Origin of the sequence: Hydrogenophaga sp. SL48 (assembly GCF_021729865.1) — a bacterium.
Taxonomy (GTDB): domain Bacteria; phylum Pseudomonadota; class Gammaproteobacteria; order Burkholderiales; family Burkholderiaceae_C; genus Hydrogenophaga.
Map to the genome: position 1 here is coordinate 2,673,292 of NZ_CP063400.1, position 18,314 is coordinate 2,691,605.

Annotated in this window: 13 protein-coding genes; 8 read left to right on the forward strand and 5 right to left on the reverse strand. The window is 67.6% G+C overall.

Features of this window, described 5'->3' with window-relative positions; all coding sequences use genetic code 11:
* Positions 1-72: 72 nt before the first annotated feature.
* The 3 genes from IM738_RS12640 (at position 73) to IM738_RS12650 (ending at position 3,179) form a co-directional block, all read left to right on the forward strand.
* Positions 73-804 carry a response regulator transcription factor gene (locus IM738_RS12640; protein ID WP_236966207.1) on the forward strand — a complete coding sequence of 244 codons (732 nt, stop codon included), beginning with the start codon at positions 73-75 and terminating at the stop codon, positions 802-804.
* Between the two features lie 3 nt (positions 805-807).
* A complete protein-coding gene (locus IM738_RS12645; protein WP_236966208.1) occupies positions 808-2,349 on the forward strand; it encodes a HAMP domain-containing sensor histidine kinase in 1,542 nt (513 codons plus the stop codon).
* A gap of 71 nt (positions 2,350-2,420) precedes the next feature.
* A complete protein-coding gene (locus tag IM738_RS12650) occupies positions 2,421-3,179 on the forward strand; it encodes a 3-hydroxyacyl-CoA dehydrogenase (RefSeq protein ID WP_236966209.1) in 759 nt (252 codons plus the stop codon).
* 197 nt (positions 3,180-3,376) lie between these two features.
* On the opposite strand, the gene IM738_RS12655 is transcribed toward IM738_RS12650, so the two are convergent.
* Positions 3,377-5,320, reverse strand: coding sequence for a GspE/PulE family protein (locus tag IM738_RS12655; protein WP_236966210.1), 1,944 nt, complete (start codon positions 5,318-5,320; stop codon positions 3,377-3,379).
* Between the two features lie 118 nt (positions 5,321-5,438).
* On the opposite strand from IM738_RS12655, the gene IM738_RS12660 reads away from it, so the two are divergent.
* On the forward strand, positions 5,439-7,298 hold the full coding sequence (locus tag IM738_RS12660; RefSeq protein WP_442908521.1) for a gamma-glutamyltransferase family protein: 1,860 nt from the start codon (positions 5,439-5,441) through the stop codon (positions 7,296-7,298).
* A gap of 493 nt (positions 7,299-7,791) precedes the next feature.
* Here the strand turns inward: IM738_RS12660 and IM738_RS12665 are convergent, their stop codons facing one another.
* A complete protein-coding gene (locus IM738_RS12665) occupies positions 7,792-9,438 on the reverse strand; it encodes an acyl-CoA synthetase (protein ID WP_236966211.1) in 1,647 nt (548 codons plus the stop codon).
* Positions 9,439-9,482: 44 nt separating this feature from the next.
* Here IM738_RS12665 and dnaG point away from each other — a divergent pair, with 44 nt between their 5' ends.
* Positions 9,483-11,486 carry a DNA primase gene (gene dnaG / locus IM738_RS12670; RefSeq protein ID WP_236966212.1) on the forward strand — a complete coding sequence of 668 codons (2,004 nt, stop codon included), beginning with the start codon at positions 9,483-9,485 and terminating at the stop codon, positions 11,484-11,486.
* Between the two features lie 294 nt (positions 11,487-11,780).
* Entirely contained in the window at positions 11,781-14,117 is a 2,337-nt protein-coding gene (rpoD, locus tag IM738_RS12675; RefSeq protein WP_236966213.1) for an RNA polymerase sigma factor RpoD, read from the forward strand.
* Between the two features lie 402 nt (positions 14,118-14,519).
* Here rpoD and IM738_RS12680 read toward each other — a convergent pair whose 3' ends face one another.
* Together IM738_RS12680 and IM738_RS12685 are read right to left on the reverse strand one after the other, a co-directional pair.
* The gene (locus tag IM738_RS12680; protein WP_236966214.1) at positions 14,520-15,368 is read right to left on the reverse strand and encodes a class III extradiol dioxygenase family protein; all 849 of its coding nucleotides are present in this window, start codon (positions 15,366-15,368) and stop codon (positions 14,520-14,522) included.
* Positions 15,369-15,387: 19 nt separating this feature from the next.
* Positions 15,388-15,732 (reverse strand): protocatechuate 4,5-dioxygenase subunit alpha, encoded by a 345-nt coding sequence (locus IM738_RS12685; RefSeq protein ID WP_236966215.1) that lies wholly within the window; start codon positions 15,730-15,732, stop codon positions 15,388-15,390.
* Between the two features lie 94 nt (positions 15,733-15,826).
* Here IM738_RS12685 and IM738_RS12690 point away from each other — a divergent pair, with 94 nt between their 5' ends.
* Positions 15,827-16,729, forward strand: a complete 903-nt coding sequence (locus tag IM738_RS12690) for a LysR family transcriptional regulator (protein WP_236966216.1) — start codon at positions 15,827-15,829, stop codon at positions 16,727-16,729.
* Between the two features lie 70 nt (positions 16,730-16,799).
* The gene (locus IM738_RS12695) at positions 16,800-17,813 is read left to right on the forward strand and encodes a lysylphosphatidylglycerol synthase transmembrane domain-containing protein (protein ID WP_236966217.1); all 1,014 of its coding nucleotides are present in this window, start codon (positions 16,800-16,802) and stop codon (positions 17,811-17,813) included.
* Positions 17,814-17,883: 70 nt separating this feature from the next.
* Here the strand turns inward: IM738_RS12695 and IM738_RS12700 are convergent, their stop codons facing one another.
* Complete coding sequence (locus tag IM738_RS12700) at positions 17,884-18,309, reverse strand: PPC domain-containing DNA-binding protein (protein WP_236966218.1); 426 nt, start codon at positions 18,307-18,309, stop codon at positions 17,884-17,886.
* Between the last annotated feature and the right edge of the window lie 5 nt (positions 18,310-18,314).

Consider the following 18,314-nt stretch of genomic DNA (forward strand, 5'->3'; position numbering starts at 1 on the left):
CAGCCCGCTATCGAAAGATCACATTTCGATAACAATCGGGTAAGAAAGCGCTCACGCAGCGGACCCATTCCCATGAATGCCATGAAGCAGATCCTGATCGCCGAGGACCAGACCGACATCCGGGACCTGCTCGCCCTGAACCTGCGCGGTGCCGGCTATGGCGTGAGCGAAACCCGCGACGGGCCGTCGGCGCTGGCGCTGCAGACCGAGGCTGGACACGACCTGCTGGTGCTCGACCTGATGATGCCGGGCCTGGACGGGCTGGAGGTGTGCAAGACCTTGCGCTCGCGCGGTGACCACACGCCCATCCTGATGCTCACCGCCAAGTCCACCGAGCTCGACCGGGTGCTGGGCCTGGAACTGGGCGCCGACGACTACCTCACCAAACCCTTTTCCATCGCCGAGCTGCTGGCCCGCGTCAAGGCGCTGCTGCGGCGCTCGGAGCTGCTGCGCGCGGCGCAGGCGGCCCAGAGCCTGGCCGCGGATGCTGGCGCCCCACTGGTCAACGGCGAGCTGGAGATCCACCCTGTCAAGCGCCTGGCCCGGGTGCGCGGCATGAACCTCGATTTCACGGCGCTGGAGTTCGATCTGTTGCTGCATTTCGCCCAGCACCCCGGCCACGTGTTCTCGCGCGGGCAGCTGCTCAACGCCGTCTGGGGCTACACGCACGACGGCTACGAACACACGGTGACGACCCACATCAACCGCCTGCGCGCCAAGCTGGAAGCCGACCCGCTGCGCCCGGACTTCATCCTCACGGTGCGCGGCGCGGGCTACAAGATGCGCGAACGCCCGTCGCGCTGAGCCATGAAGGTTCGCGCCAAGATCGCCCTCACGATCTTCCTCACGGGTCTGTTCACCGTGCTGGGCGTGGTGGTCGCCATCGTGCTGGCCTACGAGCGCTTCGAACACGAGTCGGCCTACTACCGGGCCGACGCCTTCCTGAAGCGCGTGGTCACGCAGCACAACGACCTGCTGGGCATGCGGGAGCGCTTTGGCGGGGACTTCACCGACTTCCTCGCCAACCTGGTGCTCTACGAACCCGACACCCAGCTCTACCTGCTGGACACCCAGGGCACCGTGCTCAGCACCACCGGCACCACCCCGCTGCCGCCGGGCTTCAAGGTGCGCATCGGCCCGGTGCTGGAGGCCGCGGGCGACACGCCCATGCCCTATGTGCTCGGCGACGACCCCGAGCACATGGACAAGCGCGTGGTCATCGCGGCGCGCCCCCTGCGGTTCGCCTCCATACAGCCCGACCGGCCGGTCGATGGTTACCTGTACCTGGTGTGCCGCCCCCGCGTGTTCGGGGAGGGGCGCATGGCGGCCTTGCGCAGCACGCTGTCGCAGCCCGCGGCGCTGATGGTGCTGGCGGTGGTGGCGCTCGCCACCCTGCTCGCCACCTGGGCCACCGCCACCCTCACGCGCCCGCTGTCGCGCCTCACACGATCGGTCGGCCGGGTCACGCAGGCCGGGCTCGACGACATGGCCTCGACCGACCCGGACGGGCCGGGCCCGTCGCTAGACCTGCCCGATGCCCAGGGCAACGATGAATTCGGGCAACTCGCGCGCGGCATCGACGCGATGCTCCAGACCTTGCGGCGGCAGTGGAGCACGCTGCGGCGCCTGGACCACTTCCGCCGCGAAGGCGTGAGCAACCTCTCGCACGATCTGCGCTCCCCGCTGACCGCCACCACCGCCTGCCTCGAAACCCTCGACGCCCGCTGGGCCGGCGACGCCACCCGCGACGACGACCGCCGGCTGGTCGCGGTGGCCCTGCGCAACACGCAGAACGCGGCCCGCCTCGTGCAGAGCCTGGGCGACCTGGCCCGCCTGGACGAACCGACGTTCCAGCTCAACGCCGAGGTGCTGGACCTGGGCGAGCTGCTGGACGACGTGGTCATGCGCTTTGCCGAGCGCGCGCGCCTTCAGGGCATCCGTCTGCAGGTGGCCGAAGACCCCGGCGCCGCACAGCGCCCCGCGCTCGCGGCGGTGGACATCGAACTGTTCGAGCGCGCGGTGGCCAACCTGGTGGACAACGCGCTCAAGTTCTCGGGCCGCGGCAGCGTGATCCAGCTGAGCGCCGGCCGCCACACCGGCGAACACGGCGAGGTGGTCAGGGTGCGGGTGAGCGACAACGGGTCGGGCATGGCGGCCGCAGACATTCCCCACCTCTTCGATCGCTTCTACCAGAGCCGGTCCAGTGTGGCACCCGCCACCGGCGAAGGCGGCAAAGGCCTGGGCCTGGCGATCGTGAAACGCATCGTCGACCTGCACGGCGGGTGGCTGCGCGTGTCCAGCGAACCAGGTCGTGGGACCGACGTCACCCTGGAACTTCCGGCCGCCTGAAGCCCGCCGAGCGCCCTGGGCGATAATTGACGTTTACGTCAACGTCAATTCACCATTCGAGGAGCACACCCATGGACATTCAAGGCAAGGTTTTCATCGTCACCGGCGGCGCATCGGGCCTGGGCGAAGGCACGGCGCGCATGCTGGCTGCGAACGGCGGCACGGTCGTCATCGCCGACATGCAGGCTGAAAAAGGCGAAGCTGTCGCCCAAGAGATCGGCGGCGCTTTCGTCAAATGCGACGTCAGCAGCGAAGCCGACGGCCAGGCCGTGGTCGCCAAGGCGGTCTCGATGGGCAAGCTCATGGGCCTGGTCAACTGCGCCGGCATCGCGCCGGCCGAAAAGACCGTGGGCAAAAACGGCGCGCACTCGCTGGCCGTGTACACCAAGACCATCATGGTCAACCTGGTCGGCAGCTTCAACATGATCCGTCTCGCCTCGGAAGCCATGTGCAAGAACGAACCCGAAGCCACCGGCGAGCGCGGCGTGATGATCAGCACCGCCAGCGTGGCGGCCTACGACGGCCAGATCGGCCAGGCCGCCTACGCGGCCAGCAAAGGCGGCGTGGTCGGCATGACGCTGCCCATCGCGCGCGACCTGTCGCGCAACGGCATCCGCAACATGACCATCGCCCCCGGCATCTTCGGCACGCCCATGCTGTTCGGCATGCCGCAGGAAGTGCAGGACGCCCTGGCCGCCAGCGTGCCCTTCCCCAGCCGCCTGGGCACGCCGCAGGACTATGCCAAGCTGGCGAAACACATCATCGAAAACGACATGCTCAACGGCGAGGTGATCCGCCTCGATGGCGCGATCCGCCTGGCGCCGCGCTGAGGAGGGACACCCCCCGCGCCGCTTCGCGTCCCCCCCCTCAAGGGGGGCGGCACTGGCCGTCCGGCAGAGCCGGCCCGGCGGTGCCCTTGTGGGCACCATTTCATGCGCAGGGATCGCTCTCCGGCGCCATGGAAAACCAATACCGATTCGCCTTCAAAGCGGTATGAAGCACTTCCTGCCTTCTCGAAGAGCCTGGCTCAGCGGTAGGCCAGCCGGGCCTGCTTGAGGTCGATGCGGCCCTGCACCACCTTCTCCAGCGCGTCGTGGCGCAGGCTGCGCATGCCCTCGTTCACGGCGGTGTCGAAGATCTCGCCAGGCCGTGCGCGGTTCTGGATCAGCCGCTTGATCTCCCGGCTGTTCTGCAGGATCTCGTAGACGCCCATGCGCCCCTTGTAGCCCTTGCCGCCGCAATGCTCGCAGCCCACCGCGTGGCGAACCCGCACCTCGCCGGGGGTGGCCACGCCCGCGGCGTCCAGCAGCCGGGCCTGGGCCTGCGGCAGGCCGAGGCTGCTGCCCTCGCGGTACTCCTCCAGCAGCGCCGTCCAGGACGTGTCGTCGAGCGCGCTCGTGCTTGCGCAATGTGGGCACAGGGCGCGCACCAGCCGCTGCGCCACCAGCCCCAGCAGCGAATCGGCGAAGTTCATCGGGTCCATGCCCAGGTCCAGCAGGCGCACCACGCTTTCGCTGGCGTTGTTGGTGTGCAGGGTCGAGAGCACGAGGTGGCCGGTGAGCGAGGCCTCGATGGCGATCTTCGCGGTCTCGGCATCGCGGATCTCGCCGATCATGATGATGTCCGGGTCGGCGCGCAGGAAGCTGCGCATGGCGCTCGCGAAGGTCAGCCCGATCTTGGCGTTCATCTGCACCTGCCGCAGCCCGGGCTGGGTGATCTCGATCGGGTCTTCGGCGGTCCAGATCTTGCGCTCGGCGGTGTTCACCTCGGCCAGCATGGAGTGCAGTGTGGTGGTTTTTCCCGAGCCGGTCGGCCCCACGGCGAGCACCATGCCAAAGCTGCGCTGCGAGAAGCCCGCAATGGTCTCCAGGTCGCGCGGCTGCAGGCCCAGCCGCGAGAGTGGCAGCGGCTTGGCCGATTCGAGCAGGCGCAGCACCACGTCTTCCAGCCCGTCGTGGGTCGGCATCACCGCCACGCGCAGCTCCAGCGCCTGGCCGCCGAATTCGGAGAAATCGATCTTGCCGTCCTGCGGGCGGCGTCGCTCGGCGATGTCCAGCCGCGCCATGATCTTGATGCGCGAGACCAGCGGGCCGCGCAGCTTCGCCGGCAGCCACAGGTAGGGCTCCAGATCGCCGTCGCGCCGGAACCGGATCGCCGTCAGCGCCTCGCCCGGGTTGGTCTCGATGTGGATGTCGGAGGCGTGCAGGCGCTGCGCCTCGGCGATCATCTGATTGACCAGGCGCACCATGCCGGCCGACTCGCTGGCCGAGGCGAGCTGCTCGGCCTCGGCGCCGCTGCCCAGCTCCACCATCGCCTGCATCACCAGGTCGTCCACGAGCACCCGTTCCTGGGAGCTGCCCGCGCCTGGCGGCGCCAGCTTGCGCCACAGCTCGTCGACGACGGCCGGTGCGTGGCGAGCGTGGTTCGCGCGTTCCACGCGCTCCTGCACCTCCAGCCGCCGCTCGATGGCCTCGCGGCTGCCCCAGACCAGCGCCACCGAGTGGCCGGTCAGGCTGCGCAGCTGCTGGCGCAAGGCGTCGCTCGTGGGCGCACACGACGCGATGTACAGCTGCTCGTTGGCCATGCCCAGCGGCACCACGTTCAGCGCCTGCGCGTGGCGCAGCGGCAGCAGGTCGAAGGCCTTGGGGTCCCCCTCAAACCCCAGCACCTCGATCTCCACCAGCCCCGCCACCCGCGCCAGCGCGCGGTGCAGTTCGTCTTCGGTCAGCAGGAGGCGCTGCACCAGGTCGCCCGAGCGCGAGCGCAGCAGGTCCGGGTCTTCGGCCACCAGCTCGCGCAGGATGCCCTCGTCCAGCAGGTGCAGTTGACGCAAGGCTTCGCTCAAACCCACGATCGGCCGCCGGCGCTGGGTGTCCTGTGCGTTGATCAGCTGCGGCAGGGTCTGCACCAGCGCACGCGGTGCGGCGCAGAAAGACCCCGAGTCGGAGCCGGGCGTGATGGTGAGGGTCATCGAATCTCCTGTAGAACACGTGCTGGGCACCCGTGTGCCAGCAGGATCAACATACCCTGAAAAAGTAACAATTTGTTTGACGTCGGGCAAGCCGTGTCTGATCCACCCCATGAAAGCCATGTCCATGCCACATTTTTCACAGGCCCACCGGATCGCGGGCCGCGCCTTGACGGCGGTGGTCATCGCCGTCGCCCTGGCCGCGTGCAGCGCCCCACCGGCTTCCCCCTGGGCGTACCAGCCGCCCATGCTGCCTCAGCAACCCGAGTCGGCCACGGGCTGGAGCGCCAAACCCGGATGGGCCTACCCGCGCGAGGCGGTGGCCGCCGCGAATCCGCTGGCCGCCGACGCGGGCGCCCAGGTGCTGCGCGCGGGAGGCAGCGCGGTGGACGCCGCCATCGCCGTGCAGATGGTGCTCACGCTGGTGGAGCCGCAGTCCAGCGGCATCGGCGGCGGCGCCTTCCTGCTGCACCACGATGGCCGGCGCGTGCAGGCCTACGACGGCCGCGAGACCGCGCCTGCAGCGGTCGATGGCAACCTGTTCATGGGCACCGACGGCCAACCGTTGCCGTTCATGGAGGCGGTGGTCGGTGGTCGCTCGGTGGGCACCCCCGGCGCGGTGGCCATGCTGGCGCTGGCGCACCGGCATCACGGCAAGCTGCCCTGGGCGAAGCTGTTTGAACCGGCCATCACCCTCGCCGAGCAAGGTTTCGCCGTCAGCCCCCGGCTGCACGGCCTGCTGCAAGCCGAGACCGCGCTCAAGTCCGACCCGGTGGCCGCCGCCTATTTCTACCGCGCCGATGGGCAGCCCCACCCGGTGGGCCATGTGCTGAAGAACCCGTCGCTGGCGGCGGTGCTGCGCGACATCGCCATGCAGGGGCCGCGTGCGCTGCACGAGGGGCCGGTGGCGCGCGCCATTGTGGCCAAGGCGCAGCAACACCCCGCGCAACCGGGCCGCCTCTCGCTGGACGACCTGCGGCGCTACCAGCCCAAGGAACGCGAGGCGCTGTGCTTCGACCACCGGGCCCTGCAGCGCCTGCTGCGCGTCTGCGGCTTCCCGCCGCCCAGCTCGGGCGCGGTGGCCATTGGCCAGATCATGGGCCTGCTGGCGCGCACGCCGCAGGGCGCGGCGCCCCTGAGCGGTGAGCCGGGCGCGGAATGGCTGCACAGCTACATGGAGGCGTCGCGGCTGGCGTTTGCCGATCGCGCGCTGCACCTGGCCGACCCCGATTTCGTGGCGCCGCCCGCGGGCCGCTGGGACAGCCTGCTGGACACGCGCTACCTCGACGAGCGCGCCCGCCTGATCGGTCCGCAGCGGGCGCCACAAGCCCCGCCCGGCCAGCCCGGTGGGGTGGCCAGCGCGCACGCGCCCATGCCCGAACAGCCGGAATACGGCACCAGCCACATCAGCATCGTGGACCGCTGGGGCCACGCGCTGGCCATGACCACGACCATCGAGGCGGGCTTCGGCGCGCGCCTGATGGTCACGACCGACCCGTCGCGCCCTGGTGGCTTCCTGCTCAACAACCAGCTCACCGATTTCAGCTTCACCCCCGCCGACGCGCAGGGCCGACCCGTGGCCAACCGCGTGGAGCCAGGCAAACGGCCGCGTTCGTCGATGTCGCCCACGCTGGTGTTCGACAAGGCGAGCGGGCAACTGCTCATGAGCACCGGCAGCCCGGGCGGCGCGCTGATCATCCACTTCACGGCCAAGACCCTGCTGGGCACGCTCGGCGGTGGTCTGTCACCCCAGGCCGCCATCGACCTGCCCAACTTCGGCACGCTGGGCGGCCCGGTCATGCTGGAAGCCGGCCGCTTCCCGGCGAGCACCGTGCAGGCGCTGCAGCAGAAGGGTCACACGGTGAGCGAAACGCCGATGCCGAGCGGGCTGCAGGCGATCCAGCGTGGTGTGAAGGACGGCCGGCCGGTGTGGCTGGGCGGGGCCGATCCACGGCGCGAGGGGGTTGTGGCGGGGGATTGAGGCTTGGGTGCTTTTGGCGGGGCAGCTGTTGGTTTGCTGCTGCTCAGGTGCTTGGTTCTTCGTTGCACCCTTCCTTCGGCGCTCGGCCGTGTGGGCAGGGGCAGGTGGTCCGGGTGTTCGTTCTCCGTCCCACCTCTCGGGCGTCTGCGTGGGCACGCTGCCGTTGCTTCATCAACACCGTTGCAGCACGGACGCTCTGTGGCAACCGCGAATGGGGACTGTGCCCGCCCACCCAAACCACCTACCCCGACGTGATGTTGGAGCGAAACAGCAGGCACGCCCACCTGTCTTTGAGGACGATGGTGGCTCCCCCGGGCGCAGGCCCCCTTCGCCGTTGTCACAGAGGCGGTTCACCCGCCCGGTGTTGACGAGGGAGCGGCTGCGCGCCCATCCGCCCGACGGCGAGCGTGGGCCGGAGAACGGGGGTGACGCCATCGTCCAGCGCGAGGTGCGGGCGCGAAGTCTGGGCGCGAGGTGCTGGCGCGAAAGGACGTCAAACGTCGATGGCCGCCGCCGACCCCGCCCGCTTGCGCAACTCAAACTTCTGGATCTTCCCGGTGCTCGTCTTGGGCAGTTCACCGAACACCACAAAACGCGGCACCTTGAACCCGGCCAGGTGTTTCTTGCAATGCGCCACGATGTCTTCGGGCGTGGTGTGCACGCCGAACTTCAGCTCCACAAACGCACACGGCGTCTCGCCCCACTTGGCGTCGGGCCGCGCCACCACCGCCGCGGCCAGCACGTCCGGGTGGCGGTACAACACGTCCTCCACCTCGATCGACGAGATGTTCTCGCCGCCCGAGATGATGATGTCCTTGCTGCGGTCCTTGATCTTGAAATAGCCGTCGGGGTACTGCACCGCCAGATCGCCGCTGTGGAACCAGCCGCCGGCAAACGCCTCCGCCGTCGCCTTCGGGTTCTTCAGGTAACCCTTCATGGCGATGTTGCCCTTGAACATGATCTCGCCCATGGTCTCGCCGTCCAGCGGCACCGGCAACATGGTCTCGGGATTCAGCGCCCGCACGTCGCGCTGCAGGTGGTAGCGCACGCCCTGGCGCGCGTTGAGGCGGGCCCGCTCGCCGATGTCCAGCGCGTCCCAGGCCTCGTGTTTGGCGCAGACCGTGGCCGGGCCGTAGACCTCGGTGAGGCCGTAGACATGGGTGAGGTCAAAGCCCATCTGTTCCATGCCCTCGATCATCGAGGCCGGTGGCGCCGCACCGGCCACCATGGCCTTGATGCCAGCGGGCACGCCTTCTTTCATCGAGGCCGGTGCATTGACCAGCAGGCCGTGCACGATGGGGGCGCCGCAGTAGTGCGTCACGCCGTGGTCGCGCATTGCGTCGAAGATCGCCTGCGGGTCCACGCGGCGCAGGCACACGTTCACCCCCGCGCGCGCCGCGACCGTCCACGGGAAACACCAGCCGTTGCAGTGGAACATGGGCAGTGTCCAGAGGTAGACCGCGTGCTTGGGCATGTCCCACTCCAGCACGTTGCTGATCGCATTCGTCGCCGCGCCACGGTGGTGGTAGACCACGCCCTTGGGGTTGCCGGTGGTGCCGCTGGTGTAGTTGAGCGCGATGGCGTCCCACTCGTCGGCGGGCAGGCGCCAGGCAAAGGCCGGGTCGCCGCCAGCGATGAAGGCCTCGTAGGTGGTGCTGCCCACGGGCTGGGATTCACCGGTGAAGAGCGCGTCTTCCACGTCGATCAGCAGCAGCGGCGTGCTGGCCTGGCGCAGCTTGAGCGCCTTGGCCAGGGTGCCGGCGAATTCCGGGTCCACGATCACCGCCTTGGCCTCGCCGTGGTCGAGCATGAAGGCGATGGCTTCCGGGTCGAGCCGGGTGTTCAGCGCGTTCAGCACCGCGCCCGCCATGGGCACACCGAAGTGCGCTTCGACCATGGGCGGCGTGTTGGGCAGCATCACGGCCACCGTGTCGTTCTTGCCGATACCGGCCTTTTGCAACGCACTGGCGAGCTGGCGCGCGCGGGTGTAGGTCTGGCTCCAGGTCTGGCGCAACGCGCCATGCACGACGGCCAGCCGGTCGGGGTAGACCTCGGCGGTGCGCTCGACGAACGACAGCGGCGAGATCGGGGTGAAGTTGGCCTCGTTGCGGGGCAGGTCCTGGTCGTAGATGCTCGTCATGCGGGTCTCCGGGTTCGTCAAAATCGTTGGGGGAGAATAGCCCCGTGGCCATACCGCAGACTTTCATCCAGGAACTGCTCAATCGCGTCGACGTGGTCGACGTGGTGGGGCGCTACGTCCAGCTGAAAAAAGGCGGAGCCAACCTGATGGGCCTGTGCCCGTTCCACGGCGAAAAGTCGCCGTCGTTCAGCGTCAGCCCGACCAAACAGTTCTACCACTGCTTCGGCTGCGGCGCCAACGGCAACGCCATCGGTTTCCTGATGGAACATGCCGGCATGAGCTTCATCGAGGCGGTGAAGGACCTGGCCCAGCAAACCGGCCTGCAGGTGCCCGAGGACGACGCCTCGCCGCAGGACCGCGAGCGCGCCGCCCAGCAGCGCCAGAAGCAGGTGACGCTGAACGATGTGCTGGACAAGGCGGCCCACGCCTACATGAAACAGCTCAAGGCTTCGCCACGTGCGGTGTCCTATCTGAAGGGCCGCGGCCTCTCGGGCGAGATCGCCAAGACCTTCGGGCTGGGCTACGCGCCCGAGGGCTGGCGCAGCCTAGCCAGCGTGTTCCCGGACTACAGCGATGCGCTGCTGGTCGAGTCCGGCATGGTGATCGCACACGAGGATGAAAAAGGCCAGGACGGTGAAGCGAAACGCTACGACCGCTTCCGCGACCGCATCATGTTTCCGATCCGCAACGTCAAGGGCGAGTACATCGGCTTTGGCGGACGCGTGCTCGACAAGGGCGAACCCAAGTACCTGAACTCGCCCGAGACGCCGGTGTTCAGCAAGGGCCGCGAACTCTACGGCCTGTTCGAGGCGCGCACCGCCATCCGCGTGGCGGGCTACGCGCTCGTCACCGAGGGCTACATGGACGTGGTGGCCCTGGCCCAGCTGGGTTTTGCCAACGCCGTGGCCACGCTGGGCACGGCCTGCACGCCCGACCACGTGCAAAAGCTCTTCCGCTTCACCGACAGCGTGGTCTTCAGCTTCGACGGCGACGGCGCTGGCCGCCGGGCCGCGCGCAAGGCGCTCGACGCCGCCCTGCCCCTGGCCACCGACACGCGCAGCGTGAAGTTCCTCTTCCTGCCCGCCGAACACGACCCGGACAGCTACATCCGCGCCAACGGCGAAGAAGCCTTTGCGCAGTGCGTCAAAGAGGCCGTGCCGCTATCGCGTTTTCTGGTCGATGCCGCCAGCGCCGACTGCGACCTGACCAGCGCCGAAGGCCGCGCCCGCATGGCCAGCCAGGCCCGCCCGCTGTGGAACGCCCTGCCCGACGGCGCCTTGAAGCGCCAGCTGATCACCGAGCTGGCCAACGGCATCGGCATCGGCAGCGCCGACCTGCTGCAGCTCTGGCAACAGTCCAACGGCGGCGCGCGCTCCCCGCGCCCGAACCGTGAAGCACCGGCACCGCAGGAACCCGGCTACGACGGCGGCAGCCACCAACAGGGCCACGACGACGCCCAGGGAGGTGGCTACACCCCGTCGTACCCCCCCTCCAGCGGCGGGTCGTATGGCGGCGGTGGCAACAGCGGTTACGGCAAGGGCAGCTACGGCAACAAGGGCTATGGCAAATGGCGCAAGGGCCCTCCCCCGCCACCGCGCATGCTGGGCTCGCGCCGCTCGGGCGGCAGCCGGGCCGACCGCGCCGTGGGCCTGCTGCTGGCCAACGCCCAGGCCTGGGACACGCTCTCCGCCGACGACCACGCGATGCTGGCCCACCTGCCGGCCCCGCACGGTCCGGTGTTTGCCTGGCTCGAAGCGCAGCTGCACGAACACGGCCCCCAACCTTGGTCCGCCCTGCGCGAGGCCCTGCGCGGCAACGAGCACGAAGCCTTCATCTGCGCCGAGGTGGAACAGGCCACCATGGGCGCGGATTCGGCGCTGGAGCTGGCCGAGCTCGCCGACGTGATGGACCGCCTGCGCGGCGACGCCCTGGAAGCCCTGGCCGGTCTGCTGGCGGCGCGGGTGCAACAGGGCGACGCCTCGGCCTTCGAGGACTACAAGCGGGTCAATGAACGCATCAAGGCCTTGAAAAGCGGTCCGCCGGTATAATCTAGGGTTTTGCACCGCAAGCGCGACAGCAGCACCTCCGGCACAGGCCTGCCCCCAGACAGGGGCGACACGGGAATCCCCCTGGCCACCTCAGCGACCCGCCCCGGTCCTGACGGAACCCCGCAAGGACTGCACACCAAATGTTCGCCCACACAGCTTGCAGGCCCATCCTCACCGGCGAGTGATGGGCGTTGTGCCCGACAAAACCACCGTGGATGGTCTGCCCCACGCGGTTTGTCGTCGGTTTTTGTGAGTCCTGCCGGTTCTTTTTCTGACATTTTTTTTGAGGTCCTCATGCCTGCGAAGAAGTCCAGTACGCCCGTCGTGTCCCACGCAAAAGCCGCACCACAAACCAGTGCGAAAGCAGCGCCAGCCAAAGCGCCTCCGAAGAAAGCCCCTGTTGTGACGACTCCCAAGACCCCTCCCAAAGCCGCTGCCAAGGCGCCTGCCGCCAAAACCAACGTGAGCAAGGCCCTCCCGGAAGAGCTCGAATCCGAGCTGGCCGACACCGGTGCCAAGAAAAAGGCCGGTCGCCCCGCCAAGGCCGCCGCCGACAAGCCGGCCGCCAAACGGGGCCGCAAGCCCAAAGCCGATGCCAGCAAGGGAGGCAGCGATCTGGACGACGCCGACCTGAGCGACATTGAAGAAGATCTGGCCGAAGAGGTCGTCGAAGAAGTCGTCACCGGCGATGCACAGCCGACCGAGAAGGTCAAGCCGCTGCGCATGAAGATCAGCAAGGCCAAGGAGCGCGCGCTGATGAAGGAATTCGGTCTGGATGAAACCGTCCTGTCCGAAGAAGAAGCCAAGAACCGCCGCGAGCGCCTGAAGACCCTGATCAAGCTGGGCAAGACCCGCGGCTATTTGACGCACGGCGAAATCAACGACCACCTGCCCGACAAGCTGGTCGAGGCCGAGACGCTGGAAGTGGTGGTCTCGCTGCTCAACGACATGGGTGTGGCCGTCTACGAACAGACGCCCGACGCCGAAACCCTGCTGCTGAACAACACCGGCCCGACCGCCGCGACCGAAGAAGAAGCCGAAGAAGAAGCCGAAGCCGCCCTGTCCACCGTGGACAGCGAATTCGGCCGCACCACCGACCCGGTGCGCATGTACATGCGCGAGATGGGCACGGTCGAGCTGCTGACACGCGAAGGCGAAATCGAGATCGCCAAGCGCATCGAAGGCGGCCTGAACGACATGATGGCCGCGATCAGCGAAAGCCCCGCCACCATCGCCGACATCCTGGCGATGTCCGAAGAAATCCGCAACGGCAAGGTCGTGATCTCGACCGTGGTCGACGGTTTCGCCGACGCCGATGCGGCCGATGACTACGTGGCCGAAGAAGACTTCGATGATTACGACGAAGCCGACGACGACGATGGCAAGGGCGGCTCCAAGGCCCTGACGCGCAAGCTCGAAGAACTCAAGCGCGAAGCGCTGACCCGCTTCGACACCCTGCGCAACCAGTTCGAGAAGCTGCACAAGACCTACGACAAGGAAGGCTACGGCACGCCGACCTACGTGAAGACCCAGCACGCCATCACGGAAACGCTGATGTCGATCCGCTTCACGGCCAAGGCCATCGAGAAGCTCTGCGGCACCATGCGCAGCCAGGTGGACGACGTGCGAAAGAAAGAGCGCGAGCTGCGCCGCATCATCGTGGACAAGTGCGGCATGCCGCAGGAGAAGTTCATTGCCGACTTCCCGGCCAACCTGCTGAACCTGAAGTGGGTCGAGAAGCAGGCCGCCGCCGGCAAGCCCTGGAGCGTGGTGATGCAGCGCAACATCCCGCCCATCCAGGAACTGCAGCAGGGCCTGATGACGATCCAGAGCAGCGTGGTCGTGCCGCTGGCGCACCTGAAGGACATCCACAAGCGGATGAACTCGGGCGAATCCACGTCGCGCGACGCGAAGAAGGAAATGATCGAGGCCAACTTGCGCCTCGTGATCTCGATCGCGAAGAAGTACACCAACCGCGGTCTGCAGTTCCTGGACCTGATCCAGGAAGGCAACATCGGCCTGATGAAGGCGGTGGACAAGTTCGAATACCGCCGCGGCTACAAGTTCTCGACCTATGCCACGTGGTGGATCCGCCAGGCGATCACGCGCTCGATCGCCGACCAGGCGCGCACGATCCGCATCCCGGTGCACATGATCGAGACGATCAACAAGATGAACCGCATCAGCCGCCAGCACTTGCAGGAACACGGCTTCGAACCCGATGCGTCCATCCTGGCCGAGAAGATGGAGATGCCCGAGGACAAGATCCGCAAGATCATGAAGATCGCGAAAGAGCCGATCTCGATGGAAACACCCATCGGCGACGACGACGATTCGCACCTGGGCGACTTCATCGAAGACCAGGCCAACACCGCGCCCATCGAGGCGGCGATGCAGGCCGGTCTGCGTGAGGTGGTGAAGGAGATTCTGGACAGCCTGACGCCGCGCGAAGCCAAGGTGCTGCGCATGCGTTTCGGCATCGAGATGTCGACCGACCACACGCTGGAGGAAGTGGGCAAGCAGTTTGACGTGACGCGCGAGCGCATCCGTCAGATCGAGTCGAAGGCGGTGCGCAAGCTCAAACACCCGAGCCGCTCGGACAAGCTGCGCAGCTTCATCGACACGATGTGATCTGATTCAGCGTTTCGTTTCGATCTACGGGAGCCTTCGGCTCCCGTTTTTCTTTGGTGCGCCTGGTTTTGTGGTGTGGGACGGGATCGCCGGGTGCTCGACTCCGCGAATGTCCCCCGGCGGCCTTCGGCCACCTCCTCCTTTATTTCGCTGCGTCAAGCACCCGACACTCCCATCCCGCGAACGGTTGGGTTCGCCAAGAACATCAAGAAGCGCCCACATCACCGCCGTGCCGGAAGCGTTCGGTGTCTGACGCAGCGAAATAAAGGAGGAGGCGGCCTCCCGCCGCCGGGGGACATTCGCGGAGTCGGATACCGGACGCTTCCGGCACCCGTACAAAAGCCCGAACGAAAAAGGGAGCCAGCGGCTCCCTCCTTCAAACACAAACACCCCAAAGACAGATCAGACCGTCTCCAACGCCAGCACCCCCGTAGCCGTGTTCGAAATCGGGATGTGGTAATTGCTGTGCACCTTGCGCACCCCCGAACCACCGGCCGTGAGCGCCGCGCGCATCGCCAGCCACATCAGCAACTCCACGCCCTGCGTGCCCGCCTTCTCCACCAGCTCCAGGTCGCTGAACTGCGTCGCCCACTCCGGATTCGTCTCCATGCTGTCGAGGAACTGCAGGTCGAACTGCTTGTTGATGAAACCCGCGCGCTCACCGTCCAGCTGGTGCGACAGGCCACCGGTGGCCATCACCGCCACGCGCTTGTTGCTGTCCCAGCTCTGGATCGCCTCGCCCACCGCCTTGCCCAGCTTGTAGACCCGCTTGGCCGTGGGCAGCGGGAACTGCACCGTGTTGATGTCGATCGGCACGATCTGCACCGGTGCTACCTCGTGCTCGGGCCAGAACAGCTTGAACGGCAGCGTGCAGGCGTGGTCCACCAGCATCTCCTGGCAGGTCACGATGTCGAACTCCTTGGCGATCAGCTGGTTGATGATGTGCCACGAGAGCTCCGGGCAACCCGGGATCGGCGGCAGCGTGGGAATGCCCCAGCCTTCGTCGGCGTTGCTGTAAGTCGCGGCAGCCCCCACCGCAAACGTCGGCATCTTGTCGAGGAAGAAGTTCAGGCCGTGGTCGTTGTAGAACACCACCACCACGTCGGGCTTGACCTTGCCCAGCCACTGGTGGATCGGCGGGAAGCCGTCGAAAAACGGCTTCCAGTAGGGCTCGTTTTGCATGCCTTTGTGGATGGCGCCGCCGATGGCGGGGATGTGCGATGTGGCCAGGCCACCGATGAGTTGTGCCATGTCTGTGTCTCCTGTGGGTTCAGCACTGCTGATTCGCAGCCACGAGCTTGGCTTTGAACTGTTCTTTCGTCATGCCCGTCTGCTGCGCGCCGATGTCCTGCATGTCCAGCCCGAAGATGCCGGCGAACTTGGCGAGGTAGTAGGCGTTACCTCCGGCCGCGATCAGGGCCAGCACCTGCTTGGAACGGATGGCCTCGGCCTGCTCGCTGTTCAGTCCGTACTGCAGCATGTAGGCCTCGGGATCGGCGATAAAGGCTTCGCGGTTGGCCTTGTCATTGAACGAAAAGCACATCTTGTTCAGGGCGTAGCCCTTTTGTGCCGCGCCGCCGTCGAACGGCGTCGTTCCGGGAATGGTCTTGCTCACTGCGGTCTCCTGCGTGGTGTGGTTTGACGTGTGTCAAGGCACGAGTATTCCCAGCCCGTTGCCAAAGATAAACAGATGAATGATCATCAAACACATGAATGATTTCGATTGGTCGGACCTCGATGCCAGGCTGCTGCAGCTCCTGGTGGCGGTGGTCGAGGCGGGCAGCATCACAGGTGCGGCGCAGTCGCTCGGCGTCACCCAGTCGGCCGTGAGCCACCAGCTCGACAAGCTGCGCGCCATCACCGGCGACGCGCTGTTCGTCAAAAGCGGGCGCGGCATCGTGGCCACGGCGCGCGCGGGCGAGCTGGCCGTGCAGGCGCGGGCGCTGCTGCGCCAGCTGCAGGGCTTTGCCCAGACCGGTGCGTTCGATCCCCGGCGCTGGCAGGGCACCGTGACGCTCGCGGCCAACGACTTCCAGCGCGAGGTGCTGCTGCCCGCGCTGGCCCGCCAGCTGCGCGAGCAGGCGCCGGGGCTGGCGCTGCGCATCATCCCGTCCGACGTGCCCAGCCTGGAGATGCTGCGCGACGGCGCCTGCGACCTCGCCGTCAGCCCTCGCCCGCCCGAGGGCAGCGACATCGTGCAGAAGCGCCTCTTCGAAGACCGCTACTGCGTTTACTGGGACCCGGCGGTGCGGGAAGGCCCGCATTCGCTGGCCGAGTACCTCGCGGCCGACCACATCACGGTGGTCTACGAACCCCGGCGCACGCTGCACCTCGACCGAACGCTCGAAGCCCGGGGTCTGCACCGGCGCTTTGCGGTCATGGTGCCGGGCTTCGCCGGCCTGCCCGCCTTCCTGCGCGGTAGCCCGCTGCTGGCGACCGCGCCCGCCCTGCTGCAGGGTCGCTTCCTGCGCGAGTTCGCGCGCGCCGAGGTGCCCACGGCCTGCCCTTCGCTGCCCATGTACCTGATCTGGCACCGGCGCCACCAGGACGACGCCGCGCACCGCTGGCTGCGCGAGCGCATCGAGCTGAGCACCCCGCCAGAGGCCCGTTGAGCGGTATCGGATCGTGGGAGCGCCAGCCGATAAAATTTTGCGCTTTGACTTTGCCCCAGGACGCACCCCCATGACCCGCGCAGATGCGTCTACCCTCCCCGCAGAATCTGCCGGCACACCCCCTCGATCCGCCCGCTACCGGGCCCTCAAGCTGCTGGCGCTGGCCCTGTTGCTGGGTTCCTGCACCTACTTCCTGTTCCAGCTCTGGGACAACCTTCACGAGCTGCCGCCGGTGCAGTGGGGCTGGTCGGCGACCTGGGTCATCGGCCTGGCCGTGCTGGGCAACCTGACCAGCGTGCCGCTGATCGCCCTGATGTGGAAGCTGCTGCTGCGCGACCAGGGCGTGGCCCTGCCCTACCTCCGGTCGCTGCAGATCATCGCCGTGTCACAGATGGGCAAGTACCTGCCGGGCAATGTGGGCCACTTCGCGGGCCGGGTGCTGCTGGGCTCACAGGCCGGTGTGCCAGCCGGCAAAACCATCGCCACCATGGCCATGGAGACCTTCTGGGTGCTGGGCATCAGCGGCATCTTCGCGGTGGCCGCGCTGATGTTCTATGTGAACGACCTGCACGAAGGCCTGGTCGACAGCAACCACCCGGGTTACCTGGCGGCACTCGCCGTGGTCATGCTGGGGTCGCCCTTCGTGGCAGTTCGCGTGGTCAACCGCCTGCTGCCCGGCTTCAGCCGCAAGCTGGGACGTGGCCAGTTGCTGGCCGAGCCCCGGCTGGTCACGGCCGTGATGGTGGCCGGGCTGATCGCCCTGTCGTTTGTCGCGCTCGGCAGCGTGGTGGAGTTGCTGGCGTCCGAGCTGTTTCAGCACCCGGAAATCGACTGGCTGGAAATGATCCTGCTGTTCGCCGTGGCCTGGACCGCGGGCTTTCTGGTGCCGGGTTCGCCCGGTGGCCTGGGCGTGCGCGAGGCCGTGATGCTCACCCTCATGGGCCCGGCGATCGGCACCGAGACCGCGCTGGGTGTGGCGGTGGTCATGCGCCTGTCGTCCATGGGCGCCGACGCACTGGCCTTCGGCCTCGGCCTGCTGTTCCGGCCGAAGCAAGCAACGCCTGCCGAACAGGACATGGCCTGAGGCGACACGGCCCTGCCGCCAGGCCCCTGACCGGCAGCGCCAGCGTCTGACATGAGCCGGCGCACGGGGCTCAGCCCCCGCGCGCCTTCACCACCAGTTCTGCGAAGCCGGTGGCGGCATCCGGTTCACGTGTGAAGGCCCAGTCGGGCAACAGCACCAGCAGGATTTCGGCCGTGGTGCGCACCCGGCAACCCGGCGCCACGTGACCCCCCAGCACCTCGCCCGTGGCGGCCGCCACGGCCATGTGCAGATGCGAATGGCCCCGACCGCCATCGCCCGTGGCACCCACCCCCACCGTGCCCGACAGGCTCAGGATTTCCGAGTCCCCGCAGACGCGCAGCGGCTCGTCGGCCCCGGCAAAACGGATGCGCGCATCCACCAGACTGCCGATGCCCGAGAGCACGAACGCTGCCTGGCAGCCTTGTGTGCGCACGGCGGCTTCGAGCGCTTCGCGCAGGTCCTGGCCGGGGGTGAGGCGGATGGGGAGGGTTTTCATGCGGC

Bases quoted from the DNA above. Each gene is read 5' to 3' on its own strand.
- rpoD (WP_236966213.1), top strand. From the start codon at position 11,781: ATGCCTGCGAAGAAGTCCAGTACGCCCGTCGTGTCCCACGCAAAAGCC.
- IM738_RS12695 (WP_236966217.1), top strand. From the start codon at position 16,800: ATGACCCGCGCAGATGCGTCTACCCTCCCCGCAGAATCTGCCGGCACA.
- IM738_RS12655 (WP_236966210.1), bottom strand. From the start codon at position 5,320: ATGACCCTCACCATCACGCCCGGCTCCGACTCGGGGTCTTTCTGCGCC.
- IM738_RS12700 (WP_236966218.1), bottom strand. From the start codon at position 18,309: ATGAAAACCCTCCCCATCCGCCTCACCCCCGGCCAGGACCTGCGCGAA.
- IM738_RS12640 (WP_236966207.1), top strand. From the start codon at position 73: ATGAATGCCATGAAGCAGATCCTGATCGCCGAGGACCAGACCGACATC.
- IM738_RS12680 (WP_236966214.1), bottom strand. From the start codon at position 15,368: ATGGCACAACTCATCGGTGGCCTGGCCACATCGCACATCCCCGCCATC.
- IM738_RS12645 (WP_236966208.1), top strand. From the start codon at position 808: ATGAAGGTTCGCGCCAAGATCGCCCTCACGATCTTCCTCACGGGTCTG.
- IM738_RS12650 (WP_236966209.1), top strand. From the start codon at position 2,421: ATGGACATTCAAGGCAAGGTTTTCATCGTCACCGGCGGCGCATCGGGC.
- IM738_RS12690 (WP_236966216.1), top strand. From the start codon at position 15,827: ATGAATGATTTCGATTGGTCGGACCTCGATGCCAGGCTGCTGCAGCTC.
- IM738_RS12660 (WP_442908521.1), top strand. From the start codon at position 5,439: ATGTCCATGCCACATTTTTCACAGGCCCACCGGATCGCGGGCCGCGCC.
- IM738_RS12665 (WP_236966211.1), bottom strand. From the start codon at position 9,438: ATGACGAGCATCTACGACCAGGACCTGCCCCGCAACGAGGCCAACTTC.